At 69.3% G+C, this 16,594-nt stretch carries 15 protein-coding genes; 9 read left to right on the top strand and 6 right to left on the bottom strand.

What is annotated here, in order from left to right:
- Window positions 1-71: 71 nt before the first annotated feature.
- From IM767_RS11115 to IM767_RS11095, 5 genes are all read right to left on the bottom strand, one after another.
- Window positions 72-1,358, bottom strand: a complete 1,287-nt coding sequence (locus IM767_RS11115) for an ABC transporter permease (RefSeq protein ID WP_109209883.1) — start codon at window positions 1,356-1,358, stop codon at window positions 72-74.
- Window positions 1,355-2,719, bottom strand: a complete 1,365-nt coding sequence (locus IM767_RS11110) for an ABC transporter permease (protein WP_109209882.1) — start codon at window positions 2,717-2,719, stop codon at window positions 1,355-1,357. Before IM767_RS11110 ends, IM767_RS11115 begins: the two co-directional genes overlap by 4 nt.
- A complete protein-coding gene (locus tag IM767_RS11105; protein ID WP_109209881.1) occupies window positions 2,716-4,230 on the bottom strand; it encodes an ABC transporter ATP-binding protein in 1,515 nt (504 codons plus the stop codon). The genes IM767_RS11110 and IM767_RS11105 overlap by 4 nt, the downstream gene beginning before the upstream one ends.
- 92 nt (window positions 4,231-4,322) lie before the next feature.
- Window positions 4,323-5,441 carry a BMP family lipoprotein gene (locus IM767_RS11100; RefSeq protein WP_109209880.1) on the bottom strand — a complete coding sequence of 373 codons (1,119 nt, stop codon included), beginning with the start codon at window positions 5,439-5,441 and terminating at the stop codon, window positions 4,323-4,325.
- A gap of 195 nt (window positions 5,442-5,636) precedes the next feature.
- Window positions 5,637-6,752, bottom strand: coding sequence for a mannose-1-phosphate guanylyltransferase (locus IM767_RS11095; RefSeq protein WP_109209879.1), 1,116 nt, complete (start codon window positions 6,750-6,752; stop codon window positions 5,637-5,639).
- Window positions 6,753-6,990: 238 nt separating this feature from the next.
- On the opposite strand from IM767_RS11095, the gene sdhC reads away from it, so the two are divergent.
- The 7 genes from sdhC (at window position 6,991) to trpS (ending at window position 13,844) form a co-directional block, all read left to right on the top strand.
- Window positions 6,991-7,422, top strand: coding sequence for a succinate dehydrogenase, cytochrome b556 subunit (gene sdhC, locus IM767_RS11090; protein ID WP_109209878.1), 432 nt, complete (start codon window positions 6,991-6,993; stop codon window positions 7,420-7,422).
- Window positions 7,422-7,880, top strand: coding sequence for a succinate dehydrogenase hydrophobic membrane anchor subunit (locus IM767_RS11085; protein ID WP_109209877.1), 459 nt, complete (start codon window positions 7,422-7,424; stop codon window positions 7,878-7,880). Before sdhC ends, IM767_RS11085 begins: the two co-directional genes overlap by 1 nt.
- A gap of 40 nt (window positions 7,881-7,920) precedes the next feature.
- Window positions 7,921-9,747 (top strand): succinate dehydrogenase flavoprotein subunit, encoded by a 1,827-nt coding sequence (gene sdhA, locus IM767_RS11080; protein WP_109209876.1) that lies wholly within the window; start codon window positions 7,921-7,923, stop codon window positions 9,745-9,747.
- A complete protein-coding gene (locus IM767_RS11075) occupies window positions 9,747-10,547 on the top strand; it encodes a succinate dehydrogenase iron-sulfur subunit (RefSeq protein ID WP_194398866.1) in 801 nt (266 codons plus the stop codon). The genes sdhA and IM767_RS11075 overlap by 1 nt, the downstream gene beginning before the upstream one ends.
- A gap of 77 nt (window positions 10,548-10,624) precedes the next feature.
- A complete protein-coding gene (locus IM767_RS11070) occupies window positions 10,625-11,893 on the top strand; it encodes a YihY/virulence factor BrkB family protein (RefSeq protein WP_239453250.1) in 1,269 nt (422 codons plus the stop codon).
- 29 nt (window positions 11,894-11,922) lie between these two features.
- On the top strand, window positions 11,923-12,789 hold the full coding sequence (locus IM767_RS11065; RefSeq protein ID WP_239453249.1) for an exodeoxyribonuclease III: 867 nt from the start codon (window positions 11,923-11,925) through the stop codon (window positions 12,787-12,789).
- A 47-nt stretch (window positions 12,790-12,836) separates the two neighbouring features.
- On the top strand, window positions 12,837-13,844 hold the full coding sequence (gene trpS / locus IM767_RS11060; RefSeq protein WP_109209873.1) for a tryptophan--tRNA ligase: 1,008 nt from the start codon (window positions 12,837-12,839) through the stop codon (window positions 13,842-13,844).
- A 198-nt stretch (window positions 13,845-14,042) separates the two neighbouring features.
- Here trpS and IM767_RS11055 read toward each other — a convergent pair whose 3' ends face one another.
- Entirely contained in the window at window positions 14,043-14,906 is an 864-nt protein-coding gene (locus tag IM767_RS11055) for a DUF559 domain-containing protein (protein WP_109209872.1), read from the bottom strand.
- Window positions 14,907-15,127: 221 nt separating this feature from the next.
- On the opposite strand from IM767_RS11055, the gene IM767_RS11050 reads away from it, so the two are divergent.
- A complete protein-coding gene (locus tag IM767_RS11050) occupies window positions 15,128-15,694 on the top strand; it encodes a GNAT family N-acetyltransferase (RefSeq protein WP_109209871.1) in 567 nt (188 codons plus the stop codon).
- A gap of 38 nt (window positions 15,695-15,732) precedes the next feature.
- On the top strand, window positions 15,733-16,593 hold the full coding sequence (locus IM767_RS11045) for an Fpg/Nei family DNA glycosylase (RefSeq protein WP_109209870.1): 861 nt from the start codon (window positions 15,733-15,735) through the stop codon (window positions 16,591-16,593).
- The last annotated feature ends 1 nt before the right edge of the window (window position 16,594 follow it).

The raw sequence follows: 16,594 nt of genomic DNA, 5'->3' as shown, positions 1-16,594 counted from the left end.
ACTCCGTTCACGGTGATTCGAGGCTCCACCGCGGGTCGCGGCATCCGGCGTTCACGTTCCAAGGGGTCTCGTCACCCCTTGATGTACGGCTTGCCCGCGGCGGCGGGACCGCGGATCTGACCCGCGAAGCCGGCCACGGCGATGATCGTGACCACGTACGGCAGCATCAGCATGAACTCGCTGGGGATGGGCGTGCGCAGCACCGTCAGCAGGTTCTGCAGGTTGGTCGCGAAGCCGAACAGCAGCGCGGCCAGCGTCGCGCGGATCGGATCCCAGCGACCGAAGATGACCGCCGCCAGGGCGATGAAGCCGAGGCCCGCCGTCATCTCCTTGGTGAACTGCCCGACCGAGACCAGCGTGAAGTACGCACCGCCGATGCCGGCAATCGCGCCGGCGAGCGAGACGTTCCAGAACCGGCTGGTGTTGACCTTGATGCCGACGGTGTCGGCGGCCTGCGGGTGCTCGCCCACGGCGCGCAGGCGCAGACCCCAGCGCGTGCGGTACAGACCCCACGCCACCAGCGCGATCGTCGCGTACATGAGGTAGACGATGAAGGTCTGGTTGAACAGCACCGGGCCGATGATCGGGATCTCGCCCAGGACCGGGATCTCCCACCGGGTGAAGCGCACCGGGCGGTTGAGCTCGGCCTCGTTCGGCACGAGGAGAGCGCCGTAGAGGAAGCCGGTCAGGCCGGTCACGAGCACGTTCAGCACCACACCGACGATGACCTGGTCGACGAGGTACTTGATCGAGAACGCGGCCAGCACGAACGCGACCAGCACGCCGCCGATCATGGCGCCGACGAGGCCGACGAACGGGTTGTGCGTGATGCTCGCGAGGAGCGCGGCGCTGAATGCCCCGAACAGGAACTGACCCTCGATCGCCACGTTGACGACGCCGACGCGTTCGCCGATCACGCCGCCCAGCGCACCGAAGATGAGCGGGACAGACAGCGACAGCGCACCGAACAGCAGGCCGGTGACCGGCACCAGGCCGCCGGCGGCGGCCCACACCAGGAACGCGAACACGGCGAGCAGACCGAACACGATCGGCAGCCAGATGCCCGTCCGGCGGTAGGCGTACGCGTCCCAGAACGCCCACAGCGTCAGCAGCACGAGGAGGCCGATGAGGAGCCAGCAGGTGATCGCCGTGGGGACGCTGACGTTCGGCAGGACGATCGACGAGCCCGGGTCGCCCAGCCGGAAGGTGCTCACGCCGTTGCGCGGGGCCAGCAGGAACAGCAGGGCGAGCAGCACCGTCGCGATCGCGAGCGTGATCGGCAGCTTCAGGTGACGCACCTTCACGGTCGCCAGCTGGATCGTGCCGTCGGACGCGGGAGCGGGGGCGAGCGTGGTCATGCGGACACCGCCTTCTTCGCGGCCTTGGCTCTCGCCCGGGCGGCCTTCTCGGCATCGGTCTTGGGCAGGAAGAAGATCGTGCGGATGAGCGGCGGCGCCGCGATGAACAGCACGATGAGCGACTGCACGACCAGCACGATGTCGACGGGGATGTCCTGCGAGGCCTGCATCGTGAACGATCCGGCCTTGAGCGCGCCGAACAGGAGGCCCGCGGCGAACACGCCCCACGCCCGGCTGCGGCCGAGGAGGGCGACGGTGATCGCGTCGAAGCCGATGCCGGCGTCGATGAGGCCGTCGAAGCCCGAGGTCACCGACCCCTGGATCTGGTTCATGCCCGCGAGGCCGGCCAGGCCTCCGGCGAAGAGCATCGCGTAGATGTACATGCGCTGCACCGAGATGCCCGACGCCCGGGCGGCGTGCGGGTTCTCGCCCACCGCGCGCAGGCGGAAGCCGAGGCTCGAGCGCTCGACGAGCCACCACACGAAGACGGTGGCCGCGATCACGATGATGAAGCCCCAGTCCAGCAGCGGGAACCGCGGGCCGAGGAGGTCGGGGAACTGCGCGTTCGCGGGCGTCGGCGCCGAGATCGGCTGGTCCTCCGCAGGACGCTGGAGCACGCCCGGAGTGCGCACCATCCACGCCACGAGGTAGAACGCGACGTAGTTGAGCATGATCGTGAGGATCACCTCGTGCGCGCCCGTGCGGGCCTTGAGCACACCGACGATGCCACCCCAGATCGCGCCGCCGGCGATACCGGCCGCGAGGGTGAGCGGCAGCTGCAGGAACATCGGCAGGTCGAGGTTGAACGTCAGCAGCGCCGCCGTCGCACAGGCGATCAAGATCTGGCCGCGGCCGCCGATGTTGAACAGGCCCACGCGGAACGCCAGCGCCACGCCGAGGCCCGCCGCGATGAGCGGGGCGGCGAAGCCGAGGGTGTTCGTCAGCGGCCGGATCTGCGTCGCGAAGTCGTTCGCGCGCGGGTTGAAGATCGCCCCGCGGAAGAGCGCCTCGTACCCGCCGTACACGGCGTTCCAGATCGCGGCGAGCGTGTCGGTCGGGCGGGCGAAGAAGTAGCCCGCCGCCTCCTGGACCTCTTCGTCGGTGATGGCCATCAGGATGCCGCCCACGACCATCGCGACGACGATCGCGAGCACGGTGGTCACCCAGTTGCTGCGCAGCAGCTCCTTGATGAAGACGTTCTGCCGCGGCGGGGGCGGAACCTCGCCGTCGACGGCGCCGGGCGCCTCGGGCGTCGGCGCCGGGAGGTCGGGCGACCCCGTGAGCGGACCCGACACCGGAGGGATCTGCTCGGCGGGCAGCCCCTTGAGCGGGTCGCCGCCGGGGGGATTCTGACCGCTCACGCGACGGCCTCCTCTGCCTTCTCGCCGGCCATCATGAGGCCGAGCACGTCACGGGGCGTGTCGCCGGGCACGATGCCGACGATCGCGCCGCGGTACATGACCGCGATGCGGTCGGCGAGAGCTGCGACCTCGTCGAGCTCCGTGGAGACGACGACGACCGGGATGCCGGCATCCCGCGTCTCGACGATGCGCTTGTGGATGAACTCGATCGAGCCCACGTCGACGCCGCGGGTGGGCTGGGCCGCCACCAGCAGCTTGAGCTCGCGGCTCATCTCGCGGGCGATCACGACCTTCTGCTGGTTGCCGCCGGAGAGCGTGCCCGCCGGAACGTCGGGGCCCTGCGTGCGGATGTCGTACTCGGTGATGCGGGCCTTCGCGAAGTCGTCGAGGATGCCGCGGCGGATCGTGCCGCCGGAGACGAAGGCCTTGTCGCCGGAACGGTCGAGGATGAGGTTCTCGGCGACGGTGAACGTGCCGACCAGGCCGTCCTCGGTGCGGTCCTCGGGGACGAACCCGACGCCCTCGTCGAGGATCGCTCTCACGCTCTTGCCGACGAGCTCGATCCCGTCGAGCTCGATCGAGCCGGTCACGCGGTCGGCGAGGCCGACCATGGCCTCGATGAGCTCGGTCTGGCCGTTGCCCTGGACGCCGGCGACGGCGAGGATCTCGCCAGGGCGCACGTCGAAGCCGACGTCGTCGACGACGACCGTGCCGCCGGCGGTGACGACGCGCAGGTCGCGCACCGCGAGGCCGCCGTCGCCAGGGCGGGGCGGATCCTTGTGCACGGTGAGCTCGACGGCGCGGCCGACCATGAGCGACGCCAGCTCGGCGTTGGACGCGGTCGGCGACGCCTCGCCGACGACCTTCCCCAGCCGGATGACGGTGATGCGGTCGGCGACGGCGCGGACCTCGCGGAGCTTGTGGGTGATGAAGACGATCGACGTGCCCTCGTCGCGCAGCTGACGCATGATCGTCATCAGCTCGTCGGTCTCCTGCGGCGTGAGGACCGCGGTGGGCTCGTCGAACACGAGCACCTTCGCGTCGCGCGAGAGCGCCTTGATGATCTCGACGCGCTGCTGCACGCCGACGGGAAGATCGCCCACGACGGCGTCGGGGTCGACCTCGAACCCGAAGCGGTCGGCGACGGCGCGCACGTGCTGACGGGCCTTGGCGAGGTCCAGCGCGCCGAGCGCCTTGGTGTCTTCGTGACCGAGCATCACGTTCTCGGCGACGGTGAAGACGGGGATCAGCATGAAGTGCTGGTGGACCATGCCGATGCCCGCGTTCATCGCGTCACCGGGTCCTCGGAAATGCTGGACCACGTCGTCCAGCAGGATCTCGCCCTCGTCGGCCTGGTACAGGCCGTAGAGCACGTTCATGAGCGTGGATTTGCCGGCGCCGTTCTCGCCGAGAAGAGCGTGGATCTCACCGGGCTGGACCACCAGATCGATGTGGTCGTTCGCGACGAGGGACCCGAACCGCTTCGTGATCCCACGGAGCTCGAGCTTCATATGTGCACCTTATCCAGTGTGTCGCCGGGCTCGGAAGAACGCGGCCGGGTGGAAACGTCCACCCGGCCGCGCTCTGCTGTGACTGCTGTGTCTTACGGCGAGCTGGGCGAGGTCACCTCGAGCTCACCCGAGATGATCTGCTCCTGCAGCGCGTCGAGCTCGTCGAGCAGGCCCTCGGGCAGCTGCGACTCGAACGAGCCGAAGCCCGACAGGCCGACGCCCTCGTTCTCGAGCGTGCCGACGTACGGCGTGACGTCGAAGTCGCCGGTCGACGCCTCGAGGGTCGCCTGGTAGACGGCCTCGTCGATCCGCTTCATGATCGAGACCAGCACCATGTCGGCCACCGACGGGTCGGCCACGGCGAGGTCGGAGTCGACGCCGAGCATGACGGTGCCGGTGCCGCCGTCGGTGATCGCGTCGCGCGCGCTCTGGTAGATCGGGCCGCCGACCGGGAGGATCACGTCGACGCCCTGGTCGAGGATGCCCTGCGCGGTCTGCTTGGCGGTGTCGTTGGCGGCGAAGCCACCGGTGAACGAGCCGTCCTGCGCGGCGACGTCCCAGCCGAAGGTCTCGACGGCGCCGCCCTTGTCCTCGTTGTACTTCTCGACGCCGTCGACGAAGCCGTCCATGAAGATGGTGACCGGCGGGATCGGGATGCCGCCGAACGTGCCGACCTTGTTGACGCCGGCCTGAGCGGACCACGCCGCCGCGGCGTATCCGCCGAGGTATGCGGCCTGCACCGTGTCGAACATGAGCGGCTTGATGTTGGGCGCGTCGGTCTCGCCGTCGGCCTCGGCGTCGGCCCAGTCGTCGATGATCGCGTAGTTCACGTCGGGGTTCGCGAGCGCGGAGGCGATCGTGTCGGCCGAGAGCTTGAAGCCGACCGAGACGATGAACGTGCAGCCCTCGGCGATGAGGTTCTCGAGGTTCGGGGCGTAGTCGTTGGCCGAGCTGGACTCGACCTCGATCGGCTCGACGCCCAGCTCCTCGGCGGCACGCTCCATGCCCTCGAGGGCCGACTGGTTGAACGACTTGTCGTTGAAGCCGCCGTCGTCCGAGACGAGGCAGGGCGTGAAGCCCTCGACGACGTCGCCGCCGGCGTCACCCGTGGGGTCCGTCTCCTCCGGGGCGGAGCCGCAGCCAGCGAGGGCGATCAGCATGCCCGCGGCGACCGTGACGCCGACGAGCTTCTTGGTGCGTGAGATGGTCAACTCAGCCTCCACTACGTTCCCCCGCGTCCTTCACGGGGACTGCACAAAGTTACCCACTGTGACGCCGCGGTTGCATGCTCCGCGGGGCGCCGTTCGCGAAAGGTTACAAAGACGCAATATCCCGCTCAGATGAGCAGAGGATCAGGGAAAACGGATGCCGGGGCCAGCGGCATCCGTCCGCTCCTCGCCGGCGGGTCAGAGCACCTCGCCGCGACCGCTCAGCTTGAGGGCGTCGACGACGCCCTTCACCCGCTGGGCGTGCTCGCTCGTGGTGACCAGGAGGGCGTCCTCGGTGTCGACGACGACGATGTCGCGCACGCCGATGAGGCTGATGACACGGCGCGTCTGGCTGACCACGATGCCGCTGGCGGCATCTGAGAGGATGCGCGCGTTCTCGCCGAGGATCGCGAGGTCGTTCTTGCGCCCGTGCGAGTTCAGCTTGGCCAGGCTCGCGAAGTCGCCGACGTCGTCCCAGTCGAAGTGGCCCGGGATCACGGCGAGGCGGCCCTTCGCGGCGGCCGGCTCGGCGACCGTGTAGTCGATCGCGATCTTCTTGAGGTTCGGCCACACGCGGTCGACGACAGGACCACGCTTGTCGCGGTCGTCCCATGCCTCGGCGAGATCCATGAGCCCCGCGTACAGCTGCGGCTCGTTCTCGGCGATCTCGCCGAGCAGCACGTCGGCCCGCGAGATGAACATGCCCGCGTTCCACAGGTAGTTGCGGTCGGCGAAGTACTCCTTCGCCGTCTCGAGGTCGGGCTTCTCGACGAAGCTCTCCACGAGCGCCGCCTCGGGCGCGCCGTTGACCGGCAGCGCCGTGCTCTTCTTGATGTAGCCGAAGCCGACCGAGGGCTCGGACGGCTGGATGCCGATGGTGCAGATGTAGCCCTCGCGCGCCGTCGCGACCGCCTGGTTCACCGCCCACTCGAACAGCTGCGGCACCCGGATGACGTGGTCGGCGGCGAACGAGCCGATGATGACGTCGGGCTCGCGGCGCGCGAGGATGGCCGCGGCCAGTCCGATGGCCGCCGTGGAGTCGCGGGGCTCCGACTCGAGGACGACGTTCTCATCCGTGATGCCCGGAAGCTCCTTCTCGACCGCCGCGCGGTGCGCGCGGCCGGTGACCACCGCGATGCGGTCCGGCCCCGCCAGCGGCTCGAGGCGATCCCACGTGTCGCGCAGCAGAGTCTGCCCCGATCCGGTGAGGTCATGCAGGAACTTCGGGGCGTCGGCGCGCGACAGGGGCCAGAGCCGGCTGCCGATGCCGCCCGCGGGGATGACGGCGTAGAAGTCGTCGATGGGTCCGGACATGCCTCACAGGTTAGCCGCACCGGCGAAACAACCCGGGTTCTTGCCGGGAGCGAAGATCCCTCCGTAAGAAGGGATCGTAAGGATGCCCTTCGTCGCCCCCGCGCGAGATGCGGGAATAGGATGGACGCAGCGCCCGCGTGACGCCGATGGCCTGAAGCGCAACGCTTCGGGCCCTCTTCGGGGGTCGACCCCGCAGTCCGAGGGCACCCCACCGTGTTTCGATCCAAGGAGGACGGACGTGTCTGCACCAGCACGCGTCACACCGTCGGTATCCGAGACCACTTCCCGAGTTCCCCGCGGCACGCTGTACCGCGGGAACGAAGGCATGTGGTCATGGGTGCTGCACCGCATCACCGGCGTCGCCATCTTCTTCTTCCTCCTCGTGCACATCCTCGACACGGCGCTCATCCGGGTGTCGCCCGAGGCGTACGACGCGGTCATCGGCACGTACAAGAACCCGGTGATGGCCCTGGGCGAGGTCGCCCTGGTCGGCGCCATCGGGTACCACGCCTACAACGGGCTGCGGATCATCCTGGTCGACTTCTGGTCGTGGGCCACGCGTCACCAGCGCCAGCTGTGGTGGGGCGTCCTGGGCCTGTGGGTCGTCACGATGCTGGGCTTCGCCCCGCGCCACCTCATGCTCGCCTTCGCTCCGGGAGGGGGCCACTGATGACCGCCATCGCCGACCCCCGCGCACCGCGCGCCGCCGTCCGCCGCAAGGGCCCCAACCTCGAGAAGTGGGGCTGGATCTACATGCGCGCGTCGGGCGTGGTGCTGATCGTCCTCATCTTCGGCCACCTGTTCGTCAACCTCATGCTCGGCGAGGGCATCCACGGCATCGACTTCGCCTTCGTGGCCGGCAAGTTCGCCTCGCCGTTCTGGCAGTGGTGGGACGTCCTGATGCTGTGGCTCGCGCTGATCCACGGCGCCAACGGCATGCGGACGATCGTCAACGACTATGTGACGCACCAGGGCACGCGCCGCGTGCTGGTGTGGGCGCTGTGGCTCGCCGCCGCGTTCCTCATCGTGCTCGGCACGCTCGTGGTGTTCACGTTCGACCCGTGCCTCGGCTTCGACGCCGAGACGGCGTCCGACGTCATCATCGACATCTGCAGCGCCCAGGGCTGAGCGCGACCTCCCGGCTAGAGACAATCGAGGCAATCGACACGTGAGCACCCAGACCGCGGACTCCTACGTCAAGGACGGCGTCCACTACCACCAGTTCGACATCGTCATCGTGGGCGCCGGCGGCGCCGGGATGCGGGCCGCGATCGAGGCCGGCCCGGGCGCGAAGACGGCCGTCATCTCGAAGCTCTACCCCACCCGCTCGCACACGGGTGCGGCGCAGGGCGGCATGGCGGCGGCTCTGGCCAACGTCGAAGAGGACTCGTGGGAGTGGCACACGTTCGACACCGTCAAGGGCGGCGATTACCTCGTCGACCAGGACGCGGCGGAGATCCTCGCGAAGGAGGCCATCGACGCGGTCATCGACCTCGAGAACATGGGCCTGCCGTTCAACCGCACGCCCGACGGCAAGATCGACCAGCGGCGCTTCGGCGGCCACACGGCCGACCACGGCAAGACGCCGGTGCGCCGCGCGTGCTACGCCGCCGACCGCACCGGTCACATGATCCTGCAGACGCTGTTCCAGAACTGCGTCAAGCTCGGCATCAACTTCTTCAACGAGTTCTACGTGCTCGACCTGATCACGGTGAAGGATGCCGCGGGCAAGACCGAGATCGCGGGCGTCGTGGCGTATGAGCTCGCCACCGGCGACCTGCACGTGTTCCACTCGAAGGCCGTGATCTTCGCCACCGGCGGCTTCGGCAAGATCTTCAAGACCACCTCGAACGCCCACACCCTCACCGGCGACGGCGTCGGCATCATCTGGCGCAAGGGCCTGCCGCTGGAGGACATGGAGTTCTTCCAGTTCCACCCGACCGGCCTCGCCGGGCTCGGCATCCTCCTCACCGAAGGTGCCCGCGGTGAAGGCGCGATCCTGCGCAACGTCTCGGGCGAGCGGTTCATGGAGCGCTACGCCCCGACCATCAAGGACCTCGCTCCCCGCGACATCGTCAGCCGCTGCATGGTGCAGGAGGTCGCGGAGGGCCGCGGCGCCGGACCCCACCGGGACTATGTGCTGCTGGACTGCACGCACCTGGGCGCCGAGGTGCTCGAGACCAAGCTCCCCGACATCACCGAGTTCGCCCGCACGTATCTGGGGGTCGACCCGGTCGTCGAGCCGGTGCCCGTCATGCCGACCGCGCATTACGCGATGGGCGGCATCCCGACGAACAACGACGCGCAGGTGCTGAGCGACAACACGACCGTCGTACCGGGCCTGTACGCCGCCGGCGAGTGCGCGTGCGTGTCGGTGCACGGCTCGAACCGCCTCGGCACCAACTCGCTTCTCGACATCAACGTCTTCGGCAAGCGCGCCGGCCGCAACGCGGTCGAGTACGTCAAGACGGCCGAGTTCGTGCCGCTCCCCGAAGACCCGGCGGCCGAGGTCCGCGGACTCATCGAGGGCCTGCGCAGCAACCAGGGCACCGAGCGCATCGCCGTCCTCCGCAAGACGCTGCAGGACGAGATGGACCGCAAGGCGCAGGTGTTCCGCACCGACGAGTCGCTGAGCGAGGTGCTCCGCACGATCGAGGAGCTGCGCGAGCGGTACAGGAACGTGCACGTCGACGACAAGGGCAAGCGGTTCAACACCGACCTGCTCGAGGCCGTCGAGCTCGGCTTCCTCCTCGACATCGCCGAGGTCGTCGTCGTCACCGCGAAGAACCGCCAGGAGAGCCGCGGCGGCCACATGCGCGACGATTTCCCGCAGCGCGACGACGAGAACTACATGCAGCACACGATGGCGTACCTGTCGGGCGACCCGCACTCCTCGAACGCCGAAGACCACATCCGTCTGGGCTGGAAGCCGGTCGTCTTCACGAAGAACGAGAAGGGCGAGTTGAACTACCCGCCGATGGAGAGGAAGTACTGATGGCGACCTCGGTCACCGACGTCATCGAGCGCACCGACGCCGACGCCCCCGCGCGCGCGGAGGAGACCGCGAACGACACCGGCATCCAGTCGTTCCTGGTCACCTTCATCATCCGTCGCTTCGACCCGGAGGTCGACGAAGAGCCGCGCTGGGTCGACTACGACGTCGAGCTCTACTCGACCGACCGCGTGCTGGACGCCCTCCACAAGATCAAGTGGGAGGTCGACGGGTCGCTGTCGTTCCGCCGCTCGTGCGCGCACGGCATCTGCGGCTCCGACGCGATGCGCATCAACGGCCGCAACCGACTGGCGTGCAAGACGCTGATCAAGGACCTCGACATCTCGCAGCCGATCTACGTCGAGGCGATCAAGGGCCTGCCGCTGGAGAAGGACCTCATCGTGGACATGGAGCCGTTCTTCGCCTCCTACCGCGAGGTGCAGCCCTTCCTCATCGCGAACTCCACGCCCGAGCCGGGCAAGGAGCGCATCCAGTCGATCGTCGACCGCGAGGTCTTCGACGACACCACCAAGTGCATCCTGTGCGCCGCGTGCACGTCGTCGTGCCCGGTCTTCTGGACCGACGGGCAGTACTTCGGCCCGGCCGCGATTGTCAACGCGCACCGCTTCATCTTCGACTCGCGCGACGACGCGGGCGACGTGCGCCTGGACATCCTCAACGACAAGGAGGGCGTGTGGCGCTGCCGCACGACCTTCAACTGCACCGAGGCATGCCCGCGCGGCATCGAGGTCACCAAGGCCATCGCCGAGGTCAAGCAGGCGGTCCTCCGCGGCCGCCCGTAGCCGCTCCTTCCTTCCGACAGACGGATGCCGCGTCCCACTGCGCGATGCGGCATCCGTCTGTCGCTACTCTGGCTTCCGTGAGCGAACGGGACGACGCGGGGGTGAAGAGCCGCCCGCGCGCGCGGGGTCACGAGCAGGATCGGGATCAGGCGGACGCCGCCCAGCGCGAGGAGGAGTCCCTCCGGGCGCGGTGGGAGGCCACGCAGGAGAATCTGCGCCACCGGTTCGACGAGCCGATCAGCCGGGCCACCGAACTCACCCAGCGCACGATGGCATGGTTCCCCATCCGCGTCTGGCGCCACTTCCTGCAGCACAACGGCTTCCTGCTCGCCGCGGGCGTCAGCTACCAGGCGCTGTTCGCCACCTTCGCCGCCATCTATGTGGCCTTCGCGATCACCGGACTGTGGCTCGGCGGCAGCGAGGAGGCCGTCGAGGGCCTCATCAACCTCATCAACAGCTACATCCCGGGGCTGATCAGCCCGGAGAGCTCCTTCGCCACTCCCGAAGACGTGCAGGCGATCGCGACCGACAACAGCGGCGTGCTCGGCATCACGGGTGTCATCGCCCTCGGCACGCTCATCTGGACGGCGATCGGGTTCGTGACGTTCACGAGGCGCGCGGTCCGCGACATCTTCGGCCTGCCACCCGACCTGCGCAGCTACTTCTTCCTCAAGGCGCGCGACCTGTTCGGTGCGGCGCTGTTCGCGCTGGCGCTCGTGCTCGGCTTCGCGGCGACGACCATCGGCACCTATGCGCTGAAGTGGCTGTTCGGGCTCTTGGGGTGGAGCGACGCATCGAGCTGGGCGGGGATCGCCACGACCGCCGGTTCGATCCTCATCTCGTTCGTGATCTTCAGCACGGCGCTCGGGTCGCTCATCCGCTTCCTCACCGGCACGGAGCTGACGTGGCGGCGCATCTGGCCGGGGGCGCTGCTGGGCGGCGGTGCCATCACGGTGCTGCAGCTGTTCACCGGCTGGCTCTTCGTCTACACGCCCACCAACGCGCTGCTGGCGACGTTCGCGATCTTCGTCGGCCTCCTGCTGTGGTTCCGCATCATCGGGATCATCATGCTGGTGGCCGCGGCCTGGATCGCCGTCTCCGCCAAGGACGACGAGATCCCCCTGCTTCCGCAGACCGAGGCCGAGCGCCTCGCGGCGGAGCACGCCGCCCTGCTGGTCGCGGCGCGCGTGCGACTGCGCACGGCACAGCAGGCCCGCGACACGGCACCCTGGTACCGCGTCCTCACGGCCGACCGGGCGGTGCGCGCCGCCGAGCAGGAGCTCTCGCAGGTCGAGGCGGCCACGCCCAAGGCCCCGGCGAAGAAGGCGGGCAGTCTCTTCGAGTGATGTCGGTGGTGCCGGATAGTCTGGCGGGCGTGTCTCGTCGTGTTCGCATCGCATCTGTCAACGTCAACGGGATCCGCGCGGCGACGCGCAAGGGCATGCTCGAGTGGCTCGACGCGGCCGACATCGACGTGATGGCCCTCCAAGAGGTGCGTGCCACGGAAGACGAGCTGCGCGCGGCTCTGCCCGGATGGGAGATCGTCAACGACGAGGCGCTGGCGAAGGGCCGCGCGGGTGTGGCCGTCGCGAGCCGCATCCCGTCCGTCGAGGTGCGCCGTGTGCTCGGGCCCGCGGCCGAAGACGCCGCCGAGGTGCTCGACAGCGCGGGCCGCTGGATCGAAGCCGACTTCGACATCGACGGCGAGCGCCTCATCGTCGTGAGCGCGTACGTCCACACCGGCGAAGCCGACACGCCCAAGCAGGACGCCAAGTGGGCCTTCCTCGACGCGATGGAGAAGCGGATGCCGGAGCTCAAGGCCGCCTCGCCGCTCGCGCTCGTGATGGGCGACCTCAACGTCGGTCACCGCGAGTTCGACATCCGCAACTGGAAGGGCAACATCAAGAAGGCCGGCTTCCTCCCGCGCGAGCGCGCGTACTTCGACCGGTTCTTCGGCGACGAGGGCGCCGAGGTCACCGGGGCCGACGGCTCCACCGGCCCGGGCCTCGGCTGGGTCGACATCGGGCGGCGCTTCCACGGCGACGTCGACGGCCCGTACACCTGGTGGTCGATGCGCGGGCGCGCCTTCGACAACGACGCCGGCTGGCGGATCGACTACCACCTCGCGACCCCGGAGCTCGGCGCGCGGGTGGCCGACTACCGCGTCGTGCGCGCGCCGTCGTGGGACACGCGCTGGAGCGACCACTCCCCCGTCGTCGCGGACTACACGCTCGGGCACTGACCCGGCCGGCGCACGGAGCCCCGGCATCCGCTTTATAGACTGGCCGGATGAGCAAATCGCGTCTGTACTCCGGCATGCAGCCCTCCGCCGACTCGCTCCAGATCGGCAACTACATCGGTGCCCTCATGCAGTGGCGCGATCTGCAGGAGTCGTACGACGCGTTCTTCTCGGTGGTCGACCTCCACGCGATCACCGTCGCGCAGGACCCGGAGCACCTTCGCGAGAAGACGCGCCGCACCGCGGCCCAGTACATCGCCGCCGGCATCGAGCCCTCGAAGTCCACGCTGTACGTGCAGTCGCACGTTCCCGCCCACCCCGAGCTGGCGTGGATCCTGTCGACCATCACGGGCTTCGGCGAGGCCGGGCGCATGACCCAGTTCAAGGACAAGTCCTCTCGCTACGGCTCTGACGCGACCTCGGTAGGGCTCTTCACGTACCCCGTGCTGATGGCCGCCGACATCCTGCTGTACCAGACCGACATCGTGCCCGTCGGCGACGACCAGAAGCAGCACGTCGAGCTCACGCGCGACCTCGCCGAGCGCTTCAACAGCCGCTTCGGCAAGACCTTCACGGTTCCGATGCCCGTCATCCAGCAGGAGACCGCGCGCATCTACGACCTCCAGAACCCGACCGCCAAGATGTCGAAGTCGGCCGAGTCCGATGCGGGCGTGCTGTGGCTGCTGGATGACCCGGCGGTGTCGGCGAAGAAGGTCATGCGCGCCGTCACCGACTCCGAGGGCTCGGTGCGCTACGACCGCGAGAACAAGCCCGGCGTCTCGAACCTGCTCGTGATCTACGCCGCCCTCACCGGCCGGCAGATCCCGGCCATCGAGGACGAGTACGCGGGCCGCGGCTACGGCGACTTCAAGAAGGGCCTCGCCGAGGTCGTCGTCGAGGAGTTCGGTCCGGTGCGCGAGCGCGCCCTGCGCATGCTCGACGACCCGGCCGAGCTCGACCGCGTCCTCGCCGTGAACGCGGCGAAGGCCGAAGAGGTCGCGAACCGCACCCTCAGCGACGTGTACGACAAGGTCGGGCTGCTGCGCCGCAGCCGCTGACGTCGACGGATGCCGCGGCCCGCGGCATCCGTCTCCCGAAGGCCCGTCCGCCGCCAGGCGACGGGCCTTCGCAGCGTCCCAGATCGCCCGGATCGCAACTCAGGCTGGCCGCCGCTGAACTCGGGGTTCACCCCCGGCCAGCCGTGTTCTGCCTGAGTTGTGCGCCGCAGGCCGCGGAACGGCGGCACGGGTGGGCTCTCAGGCGCGACGAAGGGTGCGGGCGAGGCCGCGCACCGCGATCCTCACCTCGTCTGGGTTGAACATGATGTCCTCGGCCAGCGGCCTGAGGGTCGCGTAGCCGAGCCCAGCAGCAGCGAGGTCGCGCCTGCGGTCCCGTCGCTGCTTCTCCCATCCCTCGTGATGCGCTCGACTGTCGCACTCGATGATCAGGCGACCCTCGACCACGAAGTCCACGCGGCCGACACCCGCGATCCGTACCTGCGCTGCGTAGCGCAGGCCCTCTTGCCGCAGCATGAGCCGCATCAGGGTCTCGGGCCCGGATTCCGCCGTCCCATCGGACAGCCGGAGGATCACGCGGTAGCGGTCTGGGAGGGCATCGAACACGCTCCGCACCTCCGCCCAGGTCATGAGACCGAGGTGCAGGACACTGTCGATCGTGGCGACCGCTGCCCGTGCCGGCTGGCAGCGCACGGCCTGCACGAGCGCGTCGAACAGCGAGACCCTGCCGAGAGTCGCGCCGTCGCCGCGAAGCGGCCACCAATGCAGCACCAGACCCCTTCGGGATGCGGCGTGCAGCGGGAGACAGGGATCGTCGGGTGACCGCAGGCGCGACATCGTTCGCTCGAGGTGCAGATGAAGGAGCGAGGCGTCCAACACGAACACCCCCCACATCACGAGGACCGACACGCACGCGAGCCGTCCCCCGACGCGCACGGCCCGGTCGACGCCGCTCGGGGACGCGGCGAGCATGTATCGGTCGCGCCGGAGGCGCAGCAGCCGCCCTTCGCGCACGGCTCGCGTGATCTGTTTGGGTCGAAGGCCTGCTTTGAGGAGATCGGCTCGTGTGAGGACCTGCTCGGCATCGGATACGACGATCGGCATCGGCCCAGGGTCCTCGCCGCGGATTCTGTGACGGCGCCACCGGCCGCTGTTCGGGGACAACCCGCTTCTGACGGCCGTCTGGGGAGGAAGGGCGAAACCAGGCCGACGGCAGCGCGAGCCGACTCGCTCGCAACTCAGGCTGACCGCCGCTGAGCTCAGGCTCGAGCCTGCGGCGGGCCGGGTCCTGCCTGAGTTGTGCGACCCAGCCGTAGGCTGGGCCGATGGAGCCGGTCATCCTCCGCACGCCCCGCCTCGAGCTCTCGCTGCCGCGCGCGGACGACGTCGACGCGATCTACGAGGCGTGCCAGGATCCCGACATCCAGCGGTACACGCCCGTGCCCGTGCCGTACGAGCGGCAGCACGCGGTCGATTTCGTGGAGCGCGTGGCCGGCGACTGGGAGGCCGGACAGCATCTGACCTGGGCGATCCGCGAGGGCGAGCACCTCGTCGGAACCCTCGGCTTCTATCGCGTCGACGGCCGCGGCGCGGGCGAGATCGGCTACTGGATGGCTCCGCGGTTCCGCGGCGGCGGTCGGCTGCGCGAGGCCGGCGAGGCCGCCGTCGACTGGGGCTTCTCGCCCGAAGGGCTGGGCCTGGCGCGGATCGAGTGGCGTGCCGTGGTGGGCAACGTCGGGTCGGCGAAGCTCGCGCGCACCCTCGGGTTCCGCTACGAGGGACTGCTGCGGCAGGCCCTCACCGGCTCGCGCGGGCGTGACGACGGCTGGATCGCGGGCCTCCTCGCGACCGACGACCGCCGGCCGCAGCAGTGGAGCGTGCTCGAGCACTGAACGGCCCTCGTGTCGCCGCCGCATGGCAGGATGAGCGCATGCCCGAGATGCCCGAGGTGCAGGGGCTCGTCGACTTCCTCCGCGAGCGGCTCACCGGCGTGCGCATCACGCGCGCGACCGTCGCGAACATCGCGGCGCTGAAGACCTACGACCCGCCGATCGAGGCGCTGAAGGATGCCGAGATCACCGGTGCCGCGCGCCACGGCAAGTTCATCGACCTCGCCACCACCGGCCCGCACCTCGTGTTCCACCTCGCCAAGGCCGGGTGGCTGCGCTGGTACGACGAGCTTCCGTCGACGATCATCCGTCCCGGCAAGACCCCGATCGCGCTGCGCGTCGCCCTGTCGGACGGCGCCGGCTTCGATCTCACCGAGGCCGGCACCAAGAAGTCGCTGGCCGTCTACGTCGTGCGCGACCCGGCGGACGTGCCGGGCGTCGCGCGGCTGGGCCCCGACCCCCTCGACCCGTCGTTCACCCGGGACGCGTTCGCGTCGCTGATCGCGGGCCGCCGCACCCAGATCAAGGGCGTGCTGCGCGACCAGATGATCATCGCGGGCGTCGGCAACGCCTACTCCGACGAGATCCTGCACGCGGCGAAGATGTCGCCGTACGCGCTCGCCTCGTCGCTGACCGACGACGACGTGACGCGGCTGTACGACGCGATGACCCAGACGCTGACGGATGCCGTCACCGAGGCATCCGGCAAGCCGCCCGCCGAGCTGAAGGACGCCAAGCGCCGCGGCATGCAGGTGCACGGGCGGCGAGGCGAGAAATGCCCCGTCTGCGGTGACAAGGTGCGGAGCGTCTTCTTCGCCGACAACTCGCTCGAGTACTGCCCGACCTGTCAGACCGGCGGCAAGATCCTCGCTGATCGCCGTCTGTCGCGGTTGCTCAAGTAGC

Source organism: Microbacterium ureisolvens, from assembly GCF_015278315.1.
Lineage (GTDB): Bacteria > Actinomycetota > Actinomycetes > Actinomycetales > Microbacteriaceae > Microbacterium > Microbacterium ureisolvens.
The sequence above is the reverse complement of the archived record's forward strand: the minus strand, read 5'-3'. Positions and strand labels throughout refer to the sequence as shown.